This is a genomic window from Polaromonas sp. (assembly GCF_018780625.1).
Lineage (GTDB): Bacteria > Pseudomonadota > Gammaproteobacteria > Burkholderiales > Burkholderiaceae_C > Polaromonas.
The window spans coordinates 1-16,728 of the sequence record NZ_JADMJK010000055.1; the positions used below are offsets into that span (position 1 = coordinate 1).

Annotated in this window: 17 protein-coding genes; 6 read left to right on the forward strand and 11 right to left on the reverse strand. The window is 62.1% G+C overall.

Translation table 11 applies throughout. The features are described 5' to 3' along the window. From IV091_RS05220 to IV091_RS05235, 4 genes are all read right to left on the reverse strand, one after another. Positions 1–428 (reverse strand): electron transfer flavoprotein subunit beta/FixA family protein (locus IV091_RS05220; RefSeq protein ID WP_293466057.1); only part of this gene is annotated, 428 nt, incomplete at its 3' end. 158 nt (positions 429–586) lie between these two features. Further along, on the reverse strand, positions 587–1,957 hold the full coding sequence (locus IV091_RS05225; RefSeq protein ID WP_293466058.1) for a mechanosensitive ion channel domain-containing protein: 1,371 nt from the start codon (positions 1,955–1,957) through the stop codon (positions 587–589). Then, entirely contained in the window at positions 1,954–2,760 is an 807-nt protein-coding gene (locus IV091_RS05230) for an enoyl-CoA hydratase (protein WP_293466059.1), read from the reverse strand. Before IV091_RS05230 ends, IV091_RS05225 begins: the two co-directional genes overlap by 4 nt. Before the next feature lie 21 nt (positions 2,761–2,781). Further along, positions 2,782–3,735, reverse strand: a complete 954-nt coding sequence (locus IV091_RS05235; protein ID WP_293466060.1) for a histone deacetylase family protein — start codon at positions 3,733–3,735, stop codon at positions 2,782–2,784. 41 nt (positions 3,736–3,776) lie between these two features. On the opposite strand from IV091_RS05235, the gene IV091_RS05240 reads away from it, so the two are divergent. From IV091_RS05240 to IV091_RS05260, 5 genes are all read left to right on the forward strand, one after another. Then, entirely contained in the window at positions 3,777–4,697 is a 921-nt protein-coding gene (locus IV091_RS05240; RefSeq protein WP_293466061.1) for a MoxR family ATPase, read from the forward strand. Positions 4,698–4,747: 50 nt separating this feature from the next. After that, the gene (locus IV091_RS05245; protein ID WP_293466090.1) at positions 4,748–5,749 is read left to right on the forward strand and encodes a DUF58 domain-containing protein; all 1,002 of its coding nucleotides are present in this window, start codon (positions 4,748–4,750) and stop codon (positions 5,747–5,749) included. Further along, on the forward strand, positions 5,743–7,767 hold the full coding sequence (locus tag IV091_RS05250) for a DUF3488 and transglutaminase-like domain-containing protein (protein WP_293466062.1): 2,025 nt from the start codon (positions 5,743–5,745) through the stop codon (positions 7,765–7,767). The genes IV091_RS05245 and IV091_RS05250 overlap by 7 nt, the downstream gene beginning before the upstream one ends. A gap of 138 nt (positions 7,768–7,905) precedes the next feature. Further along, positions 7,906–8,979 carry a lytic murein transglycosylase B gene (gene mltB / locus IV091_RS05255; RefSeq protein ID WP_293466092.1) on the forward strand — a complete coding sequence of 358 codons (1,074 nt, stop codon included), beginning with the start codon at positions 7,906–7,908 and terminating at the stop codon, positions 8,977–8,979. Positions 8,980–9,038: 59 nt separating this feature from the next. After that, positions 9,039–9,860, forward strand: a complete 822-nt coding sequence (locus IV091_RS05260; RefSeq protein WP_293466063.1) for a DUF4395 domain-containing protein — start codon at positions 9,039–9,041, stop codon at positions 9,858–9,860. A gap of 58 nt (positions 9,861–9,918) precedes the next feature. Here IV091_RS05260 and IV091_RS05265 read toward each other — a convergent pair whose 3' ends face one another. Together IV091_RS05265 and IV091_RS05270 are read right to left on the reverse strand one after the other, a co-directional pair. Beyond that, entirely contained in the window at positions 9,919–10,197 is a 279-nt protein-coding gene (locus IV091_RS05265) for a YciI family protein (protein WP_293466065.1), read from the reverse strand. After that, on the reverse strand, positions 10,191–10,994 hold the full coding sequence (locus IV091_RS05270) for an alpha/beta fold hydrolase (protein WP_293466067.1): 804 nt from the start codon (positions 10,992–10,994) through the stop codon (positions 10,191–10,193). Before IV091_RS05270 ends, IV091_RS05265 begins: the two co-directional genes overlap by 7 nt. Positions 10,995–11,131: 137 nt before the next feature. On the opposite strand from IV091_RS05270, the gene IV091_RS05275 reads away from it, so the two are divergent. After that, positions 11,132–12,031, forward strand: a complete 900-nt coding sequence (locus IV091_RS05275) for a LysR substrate-binding domain-containing protein (protein WP_293466069.1) — start codon at positions 11,132–11,134, stop codon at positions 12,029–12,031. 57 nt (positions 12,032–12,088) lie between these two features. On the opposite strand, the gene IV091_RS05280 is transcribed toward IV091_RS05275, so the two are convergent. From IV091_RS05280 to IV091_RS05300, 5 genes are all read right to left on the reverse strand, one after another. Continuing rightward, the gene (locus IV091_RS05280; RefSeq protein ID WP_293466071.1) at positions 12,089–13,051 is read right to left on the reverse strand and encodes a tripartite tricarboxylate transporter substrate binding protein; all 963 of its coding nucleotides are present in this window, start codon (positions 13,049–13,051) and stop codon (positions 12,089–12,091) included. 203 nt (positions 13,052–13,254) lie between these two features. Further along, positions 13,255–14,061, reverse strand: a complete 807-nt coding sequence (locus tag IV091_RS05285; protein ID WP_293466072.1) for a citryl-CoA lyase — start codon at positions 14,059–14,061, stop codon at positions 13,255–13,257. 37 nt (positions 14,062–14,098) lie between these two features. After that, on the reverse strand, positions 14,099–14,995 hold the full coding sequence (locus tag IV091_RS05290; protein ID WP_293466073.1) for a dioxygenase: 897 nt from the start codon (positions 14,993–14,995) through the stop codon (positions 14,099–14,101). 33 nt (positions 14,996–15,028) lie between these two features. Next, the gene (locus IV091_RS05295) at positions 15,029–16,192 is read right to left on the reverse strand and encodes a CoA transferase (protein ID WP_293466074.1); all 1,164 of its coding nucleotides are present in this window, start codon (positions 16,190–16,192) and stop codon (positions 15,029–15,031) included. A 260-nt stretch (positions 16,193–16,452) separates the two neighbouring features. Beyond that, positions 16,453–16,728 (reverse strand): transglutaminase family protein (locus IV091_RS05300; protein WP_293466076.1); only part of this gene is annotated, 276 nt, incomplete at its 5' end.

Below are 16,728 nucleotides of genomic sequence, written 5' to 3' on the forward strand. Positions count from 1 at the left end.
GCAAACGTGGCCTGCGGCCAGCCCAGCAGCGCAGCCAGCATCTGGCCGGTCTGGTTGCAGTCGTCGTCAATCGCCTGTTTGCCCAGGATCACCAGTTGTGGCTGCTCCTTGTCGACCAAAGCCTTCAAGAGCTTGGCCACAGCCAGCGGCTGGAGTTCCTCGGCGGTTTCGACCAGGATGGCGCGGTCGGCGCCAATCGCCATGGCGGTGCGCAGGGTTTCCTGGCACTGCAGCACGCCGCACGAGACGGCAATGACTTCCGTCGCCACGCCCTTTTCCTTGAGCCGCACGGCTTCCTCGATGGCGATCTCGTCGAAGGGGTTCATGCTCATCTTGACGTTGGCGATGTCGACACCTGTGCCGTCTGATTTGACGCGGACTTTCACGTTGTAGTCGACTACACGCTTGACGGGGACCAAAACCTTCATTGCGGGGCTCCAGAGTTTGTTAATTAACGTTGACGTTAACGTCAACGTCAACGTAAGCTTTGCATTCTAAGCTGCGGCCTGCATGAAACAGACGGGACGCAGCTGCGTAGGAATTATCCATGACGGCAGGAATAAAAAGAACGATCGTTCTATTTTAATCATGAGCCGCTAATCCCGGGCACCGCGACTGCCGCCTTGGCGACTGCATCAGGCGGACTGGCCGGCACAGGCGCCGCGGCAACGGTGTGAATCACCCGTTGCGGGTAAGGAATTTCGATGCCGTTGGCGCGCAGCGACTGGAGAATGGCGAGGTTGATGCGTGAACGCAGGTTTTGCTGGCCGTTCTCGGGATCTTCCATCCAGTAGTTGAGCGTGAACTCCAGGCCATCAGCACCAAAATTAGTCAAATTGACACCGGGGCCAGGCTCCTTGAGCACGCGCTCCTGCCCCACCGCGGCCTCGGTCATCAAGCGCATCACCTGCTCCACGTCGCTGTCGTACGCCACCGACAACACGGTGGACTGCAGGACCTGGGTGTCGCTCAGGGACAGGTTTTCAATGCGGCCGCTGATGAACATCTCATTGGGCACGATGGATTCCCGCCCCGACAAGGCGCGCACCACCGTGTAGCGCGCATTGATGTCGGTGATCCGCCCCTCAAAGCCATCAACGCGCACGTTGTCACCAATCCGCACGCTGCGCTCGGCCAGCATCACAAACCCGCTGACGTAACTGGCCGCGAGTTTTTGCAAACCCAAGCCAATGCCCACGCCAATGGCCCCGCCCAGCACGGACAGCGCCGTCAGGTCAATCCCGACCGACGACAGCGCCACCAGCAGGCCGACAAACATCAGCAGCGCACGGATGGCGTTGCTGAACGCCTTGCGCAGGGAAAGGTCACCGCCTTTGGCCGAGCGCAGCAAACGCGCTTCCAGGGCCGACGAAATCCACAGCGCAATCAGCAGGACGACCCCAGCCGTCACCGCGCCTTCCAGCATGGTGCGCACCGACAGGGTCGAGGTGCCCATCTTCCACTTGATATTGTCCAGCTGGTCCAGCATGACCGGCAGCAACCCGCTGACCCAGAGCACCATGGCGATCCAGGCCAGCCACGAAATGCTGCGCTCCAGCGCCCGCACCAGCGGCGCGGTTTTGAACGCCACCTGCAGCACCTTGACGCCCAAACGAATCAGCGCCAGCGACAGCAGCACCGGAATCGCCACCTTGAACACGGCCAACGGGAACGCGCGCGCCAAAAGCGTCTGGGCCGCATAGGCAAAAATCAGCCATAGCAAGGGAAACAAAACCCCGTCGACCAGGCGCCGCCCAAACAGGATGGGCGCTTCGCCATCGACATGCAGCGTGCGGCTGGCCACGCGCACCACCAGCCAGGCCAACAGCGCGCAGGCCAGCAGCACAGCCATCTCCGTCAGGGCGGTTGGCCGGGTCAGCGCTGCCAGCCAGGCGTCCAGGCTGTCGATCGGCACGGCGGCAGGGGCGGAGGCGGTGGACGTAAAAACAGAACTCAAGATGCCGCCACTGGCCATTGCGGTGTCCTTTTGTCAATAAAAGCCTGCACGCCCTCCTGGGCCACTGCATGCGTCATGTTGCAGGCCATGGTCTGGCCCGCCAGCTGATAGGCCGCTTCAATACCGGTTTCACGTTGTTTGTAGAAAAGCGCCTTGCCCATGGCCAGCGCCTCGCGCGGCTTGGACAGCAGCGCTTGCAGCAGCTTTTCAAGCTCGGCGTCCAGCGACTCCAGCGGCACGACGCGATTGACCAGGCCCCGGGCCCGCGCCTCGTCGGCGGTAATGAACTCACCCGTCAGCAGCATTTCCATGGCCTGCTTGGGCAGCATGTTGCGCACCAGCGGCACGCTGGGCGTGGCGCAAAACAGGCCGACATCAATGCCGTTCACGCCAAAACTGGCGTGGCGCGCGGCCACCGCCAGGTCGCATTGCGCCACCAGTTGGCAACCGGCGGCCGTGGCCAGCCCCTGCACCCTGGCAATCACAGGCACCGGCAAATGCTGGATGGCCAGCATCACCCGCGTGCATTGGGCAAACAGCTTTTGGTAATAAGCCAGTTCTGGCTGGGCGCGCATTTCCTTGAGGTTGTGGCCGGCGCAAAACGCCCTGCCTTGCGCGGCAAGTACCGCCACCCGGGCCAACGGGTCGGCCCTGATGGCGTCCAGTGCGCCTTGCAGGGCCGCCAGCATTTCGTCGCTCAGGGCGTTGAAGGTGCCCGCCCGGTTCAGGGTAAGGGTGTGAACGCCCCGCTCGTCCTGCGTATGAAGGACGGGAGGCGAAGAATCAGCCGATGCAGCAAACATGAAAATCCCTAAAAATCAGCTTTATAGATCAGCCAGCACCCGGATGTGCGCTTCCACGCTGCGCGCCAGGGCACTGAGGTTGTAGCCCCCTTCCAGGGCCGACACGATGCGTCCCCTGGCATGGCGTTTTGCCACGTCCTTGATGCGCTGGGTCATCCAGGCGTAGTCCTGCTCGGTCAGTCCCATCTGGCCCATGTCGTCCTCGCGGTGCGCGTCAAAGCCGGCGCTGATGAAAATCATCTCGGGCTTGAACGCCTCCAGGCGCGGCATCCACATCATCTCGATCAGTTCGCGCACGTCCATGCCTTTGGTGTAGGCCGGCACCGGCAGATTGACCATGTTGGGCGCTTGCGTGTCGGCGCCGGTGAACGGAAAAAACGGATGCTGGAAAAAGCTCACCATCAGGATGCGGTCGTCACCCTTGATGATGTCTTCGGTGCCGTTGCCGTGGTGCACGTCAAAGTCAACAATCGCCACGCGCTTCAAGCCGTGGCGCGCCAGCGCGTACTTGGCGCCAATGGCAATGTTGTTGAAAAAGCAAAACCCCATGGCCTTGTTGTGCTCGGCATGGTGGCCGGGCGGTCGCACGGCGCAAAACGCATTGGCCAGGTCACCGGCCATCACGGCGTCGGTGGCCGCAATCACCGCGCCCGCCGCGCGCAAGGCGGCGTTCCAGGTGTGAACGTTGAGCAGGGTGTCAGGATCAATCTGGGCATAGGCCGGCCCGCCGGCATTGATGTCGTCGACCAGCTGATCGGACAAGCCCCGGATCGCCGCCACCAGCATGCGGTCGTGCGCCAGTTCGATGTCGCCAAGCGGCGCTGGCGGCGCCTCGCGCCGGTCCAGCGCATCACCGACGCCGCTCATCAGCAGCCTGTCTTCAATCGCATCAAGCCGCGCCGGGCACTCGGGGTGACCCGGCCCCATTTCATGCTTGCGGCAGTCGCTGTGGGTGAAATAACCAGTCGCATTCATGGTGTACAAACTTTGCGAAAAATTACGTTATCGTTCAGGCCATGCATGTCAAAGAAAAACTTCAAACGCTTTTAAATCAGCTTAACACGGTCATTGTCGGGAAGTCGTCGCAGGTGCAAGACTGCGTAGCCTGCCTGCTCGCAGGAGGCCACCTGCTGATAGAAGACGTTCCCGGTGTCGGGAAAACCACGCTAGCCCACGCACTGTCGCGCTCTTTTGGCCTCCAGTTTTCGCGCGTGCAGTTCACCGCCGACCTGATGCCCAGCGACCTGTCGGGCGTGTCGATTTACGAACGCCAAAAGGAAAGCTTTGTGTTTCACCCCGGGCCGGTATTTGCCCAGGTGCTGCTGGCCGACGAAATCAACCGGGCCAGCCCCCGCACGCAAAGCGCATTGCTCGAAGCCATGGAAGAAAAGCAGGTCACCATCGAAGGTGAAACCCGCCCGCTGCCGCAGCCGTTTTTTGTCATTGCCACGCAAAATCCGCACGACCAGCTGGGCACCTACGCCCTGCCCGAATCGCAGCTGGACCGTTTTCACATGAGGATCTCGCTGGGCTACCCGGACCGCGCCGCCGAGCGCGAACTGCTGCAGGGCGGCGACCGCCGAGACATGCTGGACAGCCTGCCAGCGCTGCTGACGCCGCACGACCTGCTGGCGCTGCAGCAGCAAGTCCTGCAGGTTCACGCCGCCGAGCCGCTGCTGAACTACCTGCAGGACCTGATGGCCGCTACCCGCTCGGGCCGCTGGTTTTTGCAGGGCCTGAGCCCGCGCGCCGGCATTGCCGTGATGCGCGCCGCCAAAGCGCAGGCCTTTTTGAGCGGGCGGGACTATGTCGCGCCCGACGACCTGGCTGCCGTGCTGCCGCAAACCACCGCGCACCGGCTGATCCCCGTCAGCGCAGCGGGGCGGGGCGCGGTGGAGCAGGTCCGCGCCATGCTGGACGCCGTGCCGCTGCCGTGAACACGCCATCCATCCGGGTCAGTGCCCCGCAGCCACTTTTTTCGCGCCCTTTGCAGCGGGTCAGCGCACGATTTCATGCCTGGTTTGAAAATCGGCTGCCGCTGTCTGACCACGTCACCCTGACCCAGCGCACGGTCTACATCCTGCCGACGCGCCCGGGGCTGATGCTGGGCACGACCCTGCTGACGCTGCTGGTGGCATCCATCAACTACCAGCTCAACCTGGGCTACCTGCTGACGTTTTTACTGGCCGGCAGCGCGCTGGTGGGCATGCATGTCTGTCATGGCACGCTACGCGGACTGGCCATGAACCTGATCGCGCCTGGTGCCCAGCATGCGGGGGCTACGGCCTTGTTCGACGTCAAGTTTACAAATTCCCGGCAGACCACGCGCTATGGCATTGGCCTGCGCATCCTGAAGCCACAGGACGCGGCCAGGCAGCAAGGCATGCCAGGAAGCGCAGGCAGCGCACCCGATTGGGCCTGGACCGACGTGCCGGCCCAGGGCAGCAGCGTGCTGCAGGTGGCGTTTACACCGGCCCTGCGCGGCCTGCACCGCTTGCCAACGCTGACCGCCGAAACGCGCTTTCCGCTCGGCACCTTTCGGGTCTGGACGGTCTGGCGGCCGGCAGCCCAGATCCTGGTGTACCCGGCGCCCGAAATAAACCCGCCGCCGCTGCCTCCGGGCGAACCCCTTTCGGGCGGCACTACATCGGTAGCGCGCACACAGCGCTCAGGCGAGTTCGATGGCGTGCGGGCCTACCGCCGCGGCGATGCCCTGAAGCTGGTGGTCTGGAAAAAGGCGGCCAAAGCCGACGGCCAAGGACTGGTGGTGCGCGACACCCAGCACGCCCAACGCCACCAACTGTGGCTGGATCTGGCACAGGCCGGTGCGGCCGGCATCGAGCAAAAGCTCTCGCGCTTGTGCGCCTGGGTACTGCAGGCCGACCAGCTGGGACTGGACTACGGCCTGCGCCTGCCTGCGGTTGACATCCCGCCGGGCAGCGGCGAAGTCCACAAACGGCAGTGCCTGGAAGCGCTGGCGCTGTGCTGAAGGGGGCGCCGTTCAGCGCAAGCGCACTGCGCAACCTGCCGCGCGACAGCCGGGACACGCTGTTTTTGCTGGCCGTGATTGCCTGGGTGCTGCTGCCGCAGGCGGCCCATTTGCCGCTGTGGTGCAGCGCGCTGGCGGCTGCCGTGCTGGCCTGGCGGGGCTGGCTGGCAGTGCAAAGCCGGTCCCTGCCCGGCAAATGGGTGTTGCTGGCCTTGCTGGCGCTGACCATCGCGGCCACCTATGCCACGCACAAAACCTTGCTCGGGCGCGACGCGGGCGTCACCCTGCTGGTGGTGTTGCTGACGCTTAAAACCCTGGAACTGCGCGCCCGGCGCGATGCGTTTGTGGTGTTTTTCCTTGGCTTTTTTTGCATGCTGAGCAACTTTTTCTATTCGCAGTCATTGCTGACGGCTTTCAGCATGCTGCTGGGGTTGCTGGGCCTGCTGACCGCCGTGGTCAACGCCCACATGCCGGTCGGCAAACCGCCGCTGGCCCAGGCGGCCAAAACGGCCGGCTGGATGGCCCTGCTGGGCGCGCCCATCATGCTGGTGCTGTTTGTGCTGTTTCCGCGCATGGCCCCGCTGTGGGGGGTGCCGAGCGACGCCATGACAGGCCGCAGCGGCTTGAGCGCCAGCATGGAAGTCGGCACGATGGCCAGCCTGGCCCTGGACGAGAGCGTCGCCATGCGGATCCGCTTTCAGGGCGAGCCGCCGCCGCAGCGCGCGCTTTATTTCAGGGGACCGGTGCTGTCACGCTTTGATGGCCGCCAGTGGCAGCCCCAGCACACGGAGTTTTCGCCCCGCCATGAACTGCAGGCAGGGCTGCAAGTGACGGGCGACCCGATCGACTACGAAGTCACGCTGGAGCCCTCGCGCCAGCCCTGGCTGATTGTGCTGGAGGCCGCCGCGCAGCGCCCCGAGGTGCCCGGCTATCGCAGCGTCATGCTGCCCGACCTGCAGTGGCTGACCAACCGGCCCATCACCGACATCGTGCGCTACAAGGCCCGCAGCTTCCCCGCCTTCACACACGGGCCGCTGCAGCCAGATCCGGGTCTGCAGGCGTTTGTCGATCTGCCGCCAGGCTTTAACCCGCGCACGCAAGCGCTGGCCGACGAGATCCGGCGCGATCCGCGCCATGCCCAGGCCAGTACCAGCACCCTGGTGCAGGTGGCGCTGGAGCGCCTGCGCACCGGCGGCTACACCTACACGCTGGAGCCCGGCGTGTTTGGCCGGCACACGGCCGACGAATTCTGGTTTGACAGCAAGCAGGGATTTTGCGAGCACATCGCCTCCAGCTTTGTCATCCTGATGCGCGCCATGAACATTCCGGCGCGCATCGTCACCGGCTACCAGGGGGGGGAGCGCAACAGCGTGGACGGCTTCTGGGTGGTCCGGCAAAGCGATGCGCACGCCTGGGCTGAAGTCTGGCAAGCCGGCGCCGGCTGGGTCCGTGTCGACCCCACGTCGGCCGTGGCGCCTGGGCGCACCGGCGCCTTTCAGCGCCTGGCCGCACCGCGCGGCGTCGTGGCCGAGGCGCTGGGCAACTTCAGCCCCACCCTGTCGGCCCAACTGCGCGCCACCTGGGAGGCCGTCAACAACTCTTGGTCCCAGTGGGTGCTCAATTACACCCAGGGCAAGCAGCTTGATCTGCTGAAAAACATCGGCTTTGAATCCCCAAGCTGGCAGGATTTGAGCGTTGTGCTCTTTGTCCTTATCGTGCTGACCAGCCTGGCCGGTGCTGCCTGGACACTGTGGGAGCGCAGCCAGCACGACCCCTGGCTGCGCCTGCTCATCCGCGCGCGCAAGCACCTGGCCCGCGCCGGCATTGACAGCACGCCCGCCGCCTCGCCGCGCCACCTGGCACTGCAGGTGCTGGCGCGCCAGGGCAGCCAGGGGCAGGCGCTGCACGACTGGCTGATGGCGCTTGAGCGGCAGCGCTACGGCGCCGCATCCGCCAGCCAGCCGCACCACCAGCGCGCGCTGAAACAACTCCGGCAGCAATGGCGCCGGCTTTCATAGCCGCCATACCGCGATACCGTAGTACCCGGCTTGGCCCCTTGCATTTCATGCACTGCTTAAAATCAGGGCTAGCCAACCTACTTTTTCTGAATGACACCTAAATCGCCTTTCCCCTGCCTTGTAATGGCCACTTTTTTAATGGCGGGTCTGGCAAATGCAGCAAGTGCAGCAGGTGCGAGTGAGGCAAAACCTTATACAAGGGCAGTCGCCACCAGCGCCCCGCAAAACCAGGCCCCGCTGAATGCCACCCGCCCCGAGGTCATGCAGTTTGCCGAGGACCTGGCCAGCCGGCGCAACCTTGACCCGGGCTGGGTGCGGGCGGCCATAGGCCAGACGCGGCTGAACCCCACGGTGTCGCGGCTGATGCAGCCGCCGGCCAAGGCCTTTGTCAAAAACTGGCGCGCCTACCGGGGCCGTTTCATCGACCCCGTCCGCATTGCCGCCGGCGTGCGTTTCTGGCAAGAAAACCGGGCAACCCTGGCTCGCGCCGAGCAGGAATTCGGCGTTCCGGCCGAACTCATCGTGGGCATTATTGGCGTTGAAACCATTTACGGCCGCAACACCGGCAGCTTCAGCGTGCTGGAAGCGCTGACCACACTGGCCTTCGACTTTCCGGCCAGCCACCCGCGCGCCGCCGAGCGCAGCGAATTCTTCAAAGGCGAGATCGAGCAGTTCCTGACCCTGGAAAGCCGGCGCGGCGCCACCGCGCTGGAAACCCTGGACATCAAGGGCAGCTACGCAGGCGCCATGGGCATGCCGCAGTTCATGCCGTCAAGCTGGATCAAGTACGCCGTGGATTTTGACGGCGACAGCAGCATCGACCTGTGGAACAGCCCGGCCGACGTGATCGGCTCGGTCGCCAACTACTTCAAGGCCTTCAACTGGCAGCCCGGCATGCCGACCCACTACCCGGTCAGCTTTGACACCAGCCGCCTGGACATGGACGCCCTGATGGCGGCCGACATTTTGCCGACCTTTGGCGTTGCCAGCTTCACCGCAAAAGGTGCGGTGCTGGAAGGCGCGGCGCTGGAGCACAAAGGGCCTCTGGCGCTGATCGAGTTGCTCAACGGGCCCGAGGCGCCGAGCTATGTGGCGGGCACCGAGAATTTTTACACGATCACCCGCTACAACTGGAGCAGCTACTACGCCATGGCGGTGATTGAGCTCGGGGATGAGGTCAAGCGGGGAATGAATGGCGTTGTCGGGCGGTAGCGGCCAAAACCAGCAGCACTGCATGCAAAAACCGGGCTCAGAGATATAATCCCCCGCTTATGCAAGGGATTTTCCGGACGGGGTTGGCGCTCTCGATGCAAGAGGCAACTTGTTCGGCAGATCGCAGATTGCCCGGAGCGCACTCAACTCACTGGCACCACATGTCATCGAATAAACCGTTCGGATATATCGCGGAAGTGTTCAGAAAACTCTGGTTCCTTGACCCGGGTGCGGACACGCTACATATCAATGACATTGCGGTTCGGATTCGTGCCGGCCTGCTGCTGGTCATTCCCCTGTACATGGGCCTTACCCTGTACCAGGCCGTGTATGGCTCTCATTGGATCGTCACTGGCAATGCGGTCAAGGATACGTTCGATACGGATTTTGACGGCCACATTCTTTACAGCGTCGAGGCCATCCGACGCACGATGGACTATTCGATGCAGACCATGGTGCTTTGGTATGCATTCCTTGAAATGCTGTCGGGAATGTTCACCTTCACCGCCCGGTTTTCCCCCACCATCCTGATCAGCAGCTTTCTTGCCAAAGGCCATGCGCCCGTCTGGAAGCCCTTGGCGCCCAAGCGCTTCGCCTGGTCGATCGGTGCAAGTTTTATATCGGTTTGCCTGATCTTCTTCAATCCTGAAGTATTTGCCGGCTGGGTTAACTGGGTGTTTGCCCATGACTTGCTGCCGACCACCCGAAACTACCTGCCCAAATGGATTCCGCTGGTCCTCGTATGGGTATGCTTCGGGTTCATGTGGATGGAAACGGTATTGGGGTTTTGCGCCGGCTGCAAAGTTCATTCCCTGCTGGTCAAAATAGGCCTGATCAAGGAAGAATGTGTAGCCTGCAACAACCTGAGCTGGAATACCTAGGCGCCTGGCCTTGATTCGTGCGTGACAACGCTGACCAGGCCGGAAAAAGCCAGCGCGCTCAGGTCCTGCGATCAAATTGAGACAGGCAGACGGTGCGCCAGACACCGCCTTTTCTGAACGGATCATCGGCGTTGAAGCGCACGACAGATTCCTTGTCGGAAGCCTCAAAAACCATCAAGCTACCGATGGGTGTTCGCCCGTCATCACCCAGCAATGGCCCTCCGATCACCAATTTGACCCCGTACTCCCCGGCACGCGCCAAATGTGCTTTGTGGCCGTCGTAATACAGTGGACGCTGGGCGGCTGGGTCGTCTATGGCATGAATCGCAATTAGCATTTGTTGAACCAATCAAGTAGTAAATCGTTAGTAAAGTCGGCAGCCTCATATTGCACCCAGTGGCCTGCTCCGGGAATTATTTTCCATTGGCGCTCGGGCCTGGCGTCCTGGTACCGGGGGCCTATCTCCTGCGGCACACCGGTCGCGTCATGTTCACCCCACACCATCAGGATCGGCAACTGCAGGGGTTCAAGAAGCGCTGGCAAGACAGCGCTCTGGGACGTCTGCTTGCTCCGATAGCGCGTATGCAAACACGAGTACCTGTGGATCTCCAGCGCCAGCGGATCGACGGGGCCATGCAGCATCAGCACTTCAAGATTTTTCTTCAAGTCTGCAAGCAGGTCTGCCTGCGCCGTGGAGCGCCGCCAGTTCACCATGGGGGACGATTCACGGCGCAGGCCGCCATGTCCCGTAGGGCCCAGCAGTGCAAGTTTGCGTACGTTGCCACGCCGCAGCGCCAGCGCGCTGGCTACGACACTGCCAAAGGAAAATCCGGCCAGATCAATGGCTGTTTCATGCCCCAGAATTTGCGCGATGGACAGGCTGATGGCATCGACCAGCGCATTGAAACTGGCGTCTGGAGGCAGTGCATCTGATTCGCCAAAACCAGGCATGTCGAGCACCCAGACTTCGTGCGATGCAGCCAGTTGCTCGATGTTGCGAATCCAATGCAGCCACGAACCGTGCCCGCCGTGCAAAAGCACCAGTGGCGCCCCGGCGCCGAAGCGTCGCCAACTTACGGCCTGCCCTACGTCGCCAACCAACGCGTGCGAACCGAGGTTCTTCAAGGTGGCCATCAATGCCTGTGTACTCTCCATCCGCCAATCCCGATCCATCCAACGTTTGGCACCAGTGTAGGCATGAATACTTTTCGCAGGAAATGGTGAATTTAGATCGCTATGATCGATACCATCAATGATGAAGCGAGGGCTTGATGGAACTGAGGCATCTGAGGTATTTTTCTGCGCTGGCGGGTTCACTGAGTTTTACCCGGGCCGCCGAGCGGGTGCACGTCACCCAGTCCACCCTGTCGCATCAAATCCGCCAACTTGAGGAGGAGTTGGGCACCAGGCTGTTTGATCGCGTGGGCAAGCGGGTCACCCTCACCGAGGCTGGCGAGACGTTTCTTGCCTACGCCCTGCGGGCACTGCAAGAGATAGACCAGGGCGTTGGCGCATTGAAGGAGTCCGGCGCGGATCTGGCGGGATCGGTCCGGGTGGGCGCAACCCACTCATTCAACCTGGGATTCATTCCCGAGTGCGTGGCGATTTTCATGCAACGCCACCCCACGGTTCATATGACGGTCCAGGAACTGGCGGCAGACAGCATCGTCAGCAAAGTGAGCGCGGGAGAACTGGATCTCGGCATCACCTACCGGCCCTCCGGTCTGAGCGAGCTGGTTTTTGAGCCGCTCTACAACGAGGAGATGGTGCTGGTGGTGGGCAAGAACCATCCGCTATACAAGCGCAAGCGGGTGCGCATGGTGGAGCTGCACCGGCAACCCATCGCCCTGTTACCCAAGGAATTCGCCACCCGCGCGATGCTTGAAGAATGCTTTGTGGCCTGCGGCGCCGAGCCGCTGGTGGTGGCAGAGATGAACACCATCAGCCCCATGCTTTCGCTCGTTGCGCGAACGGAGATTGCGACCATCGTTGCCAAAAGCGTGATCCCCATTGGCAGCGCGCTCAAAGCGATCCCGATTGAAAACCCCACGCCCATCCGCACCCCAGGCATCCTCCGAAGGAAGGCCGACCGTCCTTCGCCGGAGGTACGGTCATTTTCGTCCATCGTCCGAAAGCTGGGCTTTAATAGCCGCCTGCAAAAAATTGATTAGGCTTTGAACCAGCAGGGCCACTGGAACGCACGCTGGCGGCCCAGCGTCACAAACCATTTAATCCACGCGAATATTTTTGGCTTTAATAATTTTGCTGAAGATTTCAGCATCCCGCCGGACCAGGCCATCCATCTCGGCGCGCGAGGAACCCATCGGCTCAACATTCAAGTCCTTGATGCGTTTTTGCATGTCAGCATCTTTACTGGCTTCCACCATGACGGCGTTAAAGCGCGTCAGCACATTGGCCGGTGTTGCCGCGGGCGCCCAGATGCCATGCCACGACATCACGGACAGACCCGGAACCACTTCCGACAGCGTAGGAACATCGGGCAGGGAAGGATGGCGGGCAGACCCGGAATAGGCCAGGGCTTTGGCACGACCACCGCTGATCAGCGGATACGCGGTGGCGATAGGCTCCATCAGTGTGTCCACCTGGCCACCGAGCAGGTCGCTGACAGGGCTGGCCCGGTAGGGGACGTGCAGCATGTCGATTTTGGCCTCGTCTTTCATCCACTCGACGATCAGGTGGGAGGGGCTGCCCGCGCCATAGGATGCGTGTGAAATGCTTCCGGGCTTGGCCTTTGCGGATGCCACCAGTTCCTTGATGGTGTTGGCCGGAAATTTGGGATTCGTGATGAGTACCAGCCCTTGCCGCATGGTTGTGGCGACCGGCACCAGGTCCTTCTGGGGATCAAACGGGAGCTTGGTATAGATGAATGGATTGATCGTGAAGGCAGTCGACAAGTTGTAGAGGAAGGTGTAGCCATCCGCTGGAGACTTGGCCACGAAGTCCGAGGACAGATTGCCCGCAGCACCTGGTTTGTTGTCGATCAGGATCGGAACGCCCATTTTCTTGGACGCATAGTCACCGTACATACGGGCAAAAATGTCGGGTGGGGTGCCTGCCGCAAAGCCAACCACGATCTTGATGGGCTTGGTGGGCCAATCGGCCTGGGCACTCGCCAGGGTGCAAATCAGACCCATGAAGAGGCCGCCGAGTAACTTGATTTTCAAACGCATGAGTTGTCTCCTGTTGCGAACCGAAGTGCGCATTCATTAAAATTTTTATCCGTGATTTTCGGCATCGCTTATTGAAAGCCGGCGAAAAATTCACTGCTATTCATCACGGGTATTCATATCACCCAAGTTCGCATCGTCTGTATTGAATCGATGGCATTACTCCTTTCCTGTTTGAGACACCTGCGCGGCCTGACACTGATTCATCACCGCTCGCTGCCAAAGCCATCGGGCAGCACGCCTTCGTACTGCAGCTCGCGCGTCGCCTGGTACGAGAGCGCAAAGCCGCTGGGCTGTTCGGCTTCCTCGGCCAGATGCGCAATCAGGCCAGCCGTGCGCGCCAGGATGGGCACGCCGCGCAGTGAGGACACTGGAAACCCAACCCCCATCAGCACGGCGGGAATGGCCGCCGAAACGTTCATGCGCAAGTCCTTTCCGACGATGCCGGGAATGGCACGCTCCAGCGCCTGCGCGATGTGCACGTAACGCAAGTCGGCCCCCGCCTGCGTGGCCACTTCAATGAGGCGGTCTACACGCGGATCACGGGTTTTGTGCAGCGGGTGGCCATAGCCGGGAATGGAGCGGCGCGCCGCCTTGAGCTCGCCAATGGCAGCCGCCGCCGCATCGTCCAGCGCCACTCCGCCATCCACGCGGGCGGCCACGTCTGCAAAAAGCCGCCCTGCGGTTTCGGAGGCGCCCAGAATGACAGAGCCGCAGCCCAGAATGCCAGCGGCCACCGCGCCTTGCAGGGCATCGGGTGCGGCCGCAAACGTCATGCGGCTGGCCTGCACACTGGGGACAAAACCATGCTCGGCAATCGCCACCAGGGTGGCGTTTAGAACCGCACTGCAGGCAGCATCTGGCTTGCGCCCGGTCAGCAGCAGGAAGAAATAGTCTGCGAAGGACACATGTCCAATGACGTCCTGGCACAAGTCCAGCCCGCGCACAACAATGGTGTTCTCATCCGATGTGCAGATGGCGGTCCTGGGAATGGTTTCTTTACCGATTTTCATGGTGCGTGATGCTCGCTGTTCGGGTTTGTAGTGGGCTTCAGGTGGCTTGGGTTTCGAGGCAGAAATCGTAGTGGGCAGACCAGTACGGCACGTCCAGCATCCGCCCATCGGCGGCCGTGCCCGCAGGGTGCGATTCGTACTCCACGATCAGGCTGGGGCGCACACCGAATACCGCGTCGGAGTCGATGTAAGGGCTGTTGGCGACGAACAGGTGCGTGGTGACGGGCACATATCCGGGCGCAGACACCATCATGTGGATGTGGCCGGGACGGTTGGGGTGACGCCCCATGCCCTCAAGCATTCGGCCCACCGGCCCGTCCACGGGCACCGGATAGGCGGTGGGCCGGATGGACCAGTACCAGTAACGGCCTTGCGCGTCGGTGCGAATGCGTGCGCGTGCAGCCATTTCCGAGCCTTCGAGTTGCATGTCGTAGTTGCCTTCGCCGTCACCGGACCAGATGTCGAGCAGCGCGCCCTGCAGGGGCTGGCCCGCCGTGTCGGTGATGCGTCCGCTATAAAAAGTGGGTTCGCCCAGCACACCTTCGGCAATGTTGGCGCCCAGCGGCAGGTCTGGAGCGCCCGCCCAGTAGTAAGGGCCCTGCACGGTCGCTTCGGTAGCCTCAGTGGCTGCATTGGCGCCCAGTGCGGCACGGCTCTTGGCGCGTGCCTGGTCCAGCATCACCACCATCATCGAAGCGCCCAGGGTGTCGGACAGCAGGATGAATTCCTGCCGCTTGTCGGTGCAGGTCTGCCCCACCGCCGTCAGGAACTCGATGCTGTTCATCCACTCATCGGGCTGGAGGTCCACCTCGCGGATGAAGGCGTGCAGATGTGTGATCAGCGACTGCATGATCTGCGCAAAGCGGGGATCTTTTGCACTGCTCAGGCGCTCCAGCACGGCCTGGGTCAGTTCATTTTCGTTCGATGGGGTCATGGTTCTGTTCTCCTCGTGGTTGCTCTTGTGATTTCATGGCGCGCTCTGGGGCAGCAAGCCCAGGCGTCGGCGTATGGGTTCGACAATGGCGTCGTTGTCAGCGCCCAGCGTGGGCGGTGCGGTGACGTCAAGCGGGCGCTCGCCGTCAAAGCTCACGGGGGAGCGGATGGTGTGCCACTCGCCGCCCTCGGGGTGCGGCGCGCTCACCTTCAATTGCAGGTGCCGGGCCTGCGGATCTTCCATGGCCTCGCGGGTGTCGTACATGGGCGCATGCGGCACGTCCTCGGCCTCCAGCCGCTGGCACCAGGTGGCGCGGTCATGCTGGCGAAACAGCTCACCCAGCAACACAATCAACTCGTCCTGGTTGGCGATACGGGCCGTGCGCGTTGCAAAGCGCGGGTCGTCGAAAAGCCGGGGGCGCTCGATGGCATTGGCCAGGCCTTGCCAGAACTTCTCGGGGGACGACATGTGCAGCGCAATCCAGAGCTGGTCGGCGCATTCAAGCACATAGGACTGCGACACACTGGGGCGACTGAATGGCCCCATGACCTCATTTTCCGAAAAATAGTGGGTGAATGCGTCCAGGTTGAAATGGCACATGGCCTCCAGCATGGATACCTCGACTTTTCGGCCCACGCCCGTGCGGCCACGCTCCACCAGCGCACCCAGCACGCCGTAGGCGGCGTAAAAGCCGGTCATGGCGTCGGCCACGGCAGGGCCCACCACGCGCGGATTGGCCGGGTTGATCAGCAGTTTCAAAAAGCCACTGGCCGCTTGCGCCACCGTGTCGTAGGCCGGGCGGCCCGCTGCCGGCCCGGTCTGGCCAAAGCCGCTGATGGCGCAGTAGACCAGCCGGGGGTTAAGCCCCCGCAGGCGGGCCTCGCTGGCGCCCAGGCGATCTGCCGCACCCGGACGAAAATTCTGGATATAGACGTCGGCGTCTTTCACCAGTTCGTCAAAAACCGCAGCGTCTTCGGGCAGCTTGGGATTGAGCGTGATGCTGCGCTTGTTGCGGTTGTAGGTCTGGAAATGGGGGCTGTAGAGCCCGCCCTTGAACGCACGAAAAGGATCGCCCGTACCCGGCTGTTCGAGCTTGATCACCTCGGCCCCGAGATCGGCAAGAAACATCCCTGCTGCCGGGCCGGTGATAAAGGTGCCTTGCTCAAGCACCTTGATGCCGCTGAGGACTTTTTGCATCTGCACGTCTCCTGTTGTTCTGCTGGGTTGGATGGCTATGGGCGGACTGTAGTGCTTGCCAGCAATTTTCAAAAATGATAGTTTTCCATGAACTTGATCGATGGCATCGATTTACAGATCGAAAAAAACGGACTTTGGATGACACCGCATGCACTTTCGCACTTTCGTATCGAATGTGATGAGCCGCCATCCTTGCCAATGCGTAGCGTGATGCAGCCTCGAGTTCCCGGGCTATTGCAACGCAACGAATCAGCGTCCGGTCAAACCGGCTCAATCGTGATCGTCACCGTCATTGATTCCTCGCCGCCGCCCTGCCGCACGCCCTTGATCGGCGGGCAGGCGTTGTAGTCGGTGCCCATGGCCAGGCGCACGTGGCGCTCGTCAATCACGCAACTGTGGGTCACGTCGATGCTGACCCAGCGCCGCGTTGCCACATCAAGGCAGACGTCGACCCAGGCGTGGCTGGCCAGGTCGGGTTCGTTGGCGGCGTAGAAATAGCCGCTGACGTAGCGGGCCGGAATGCCCAGGCTGCGGCA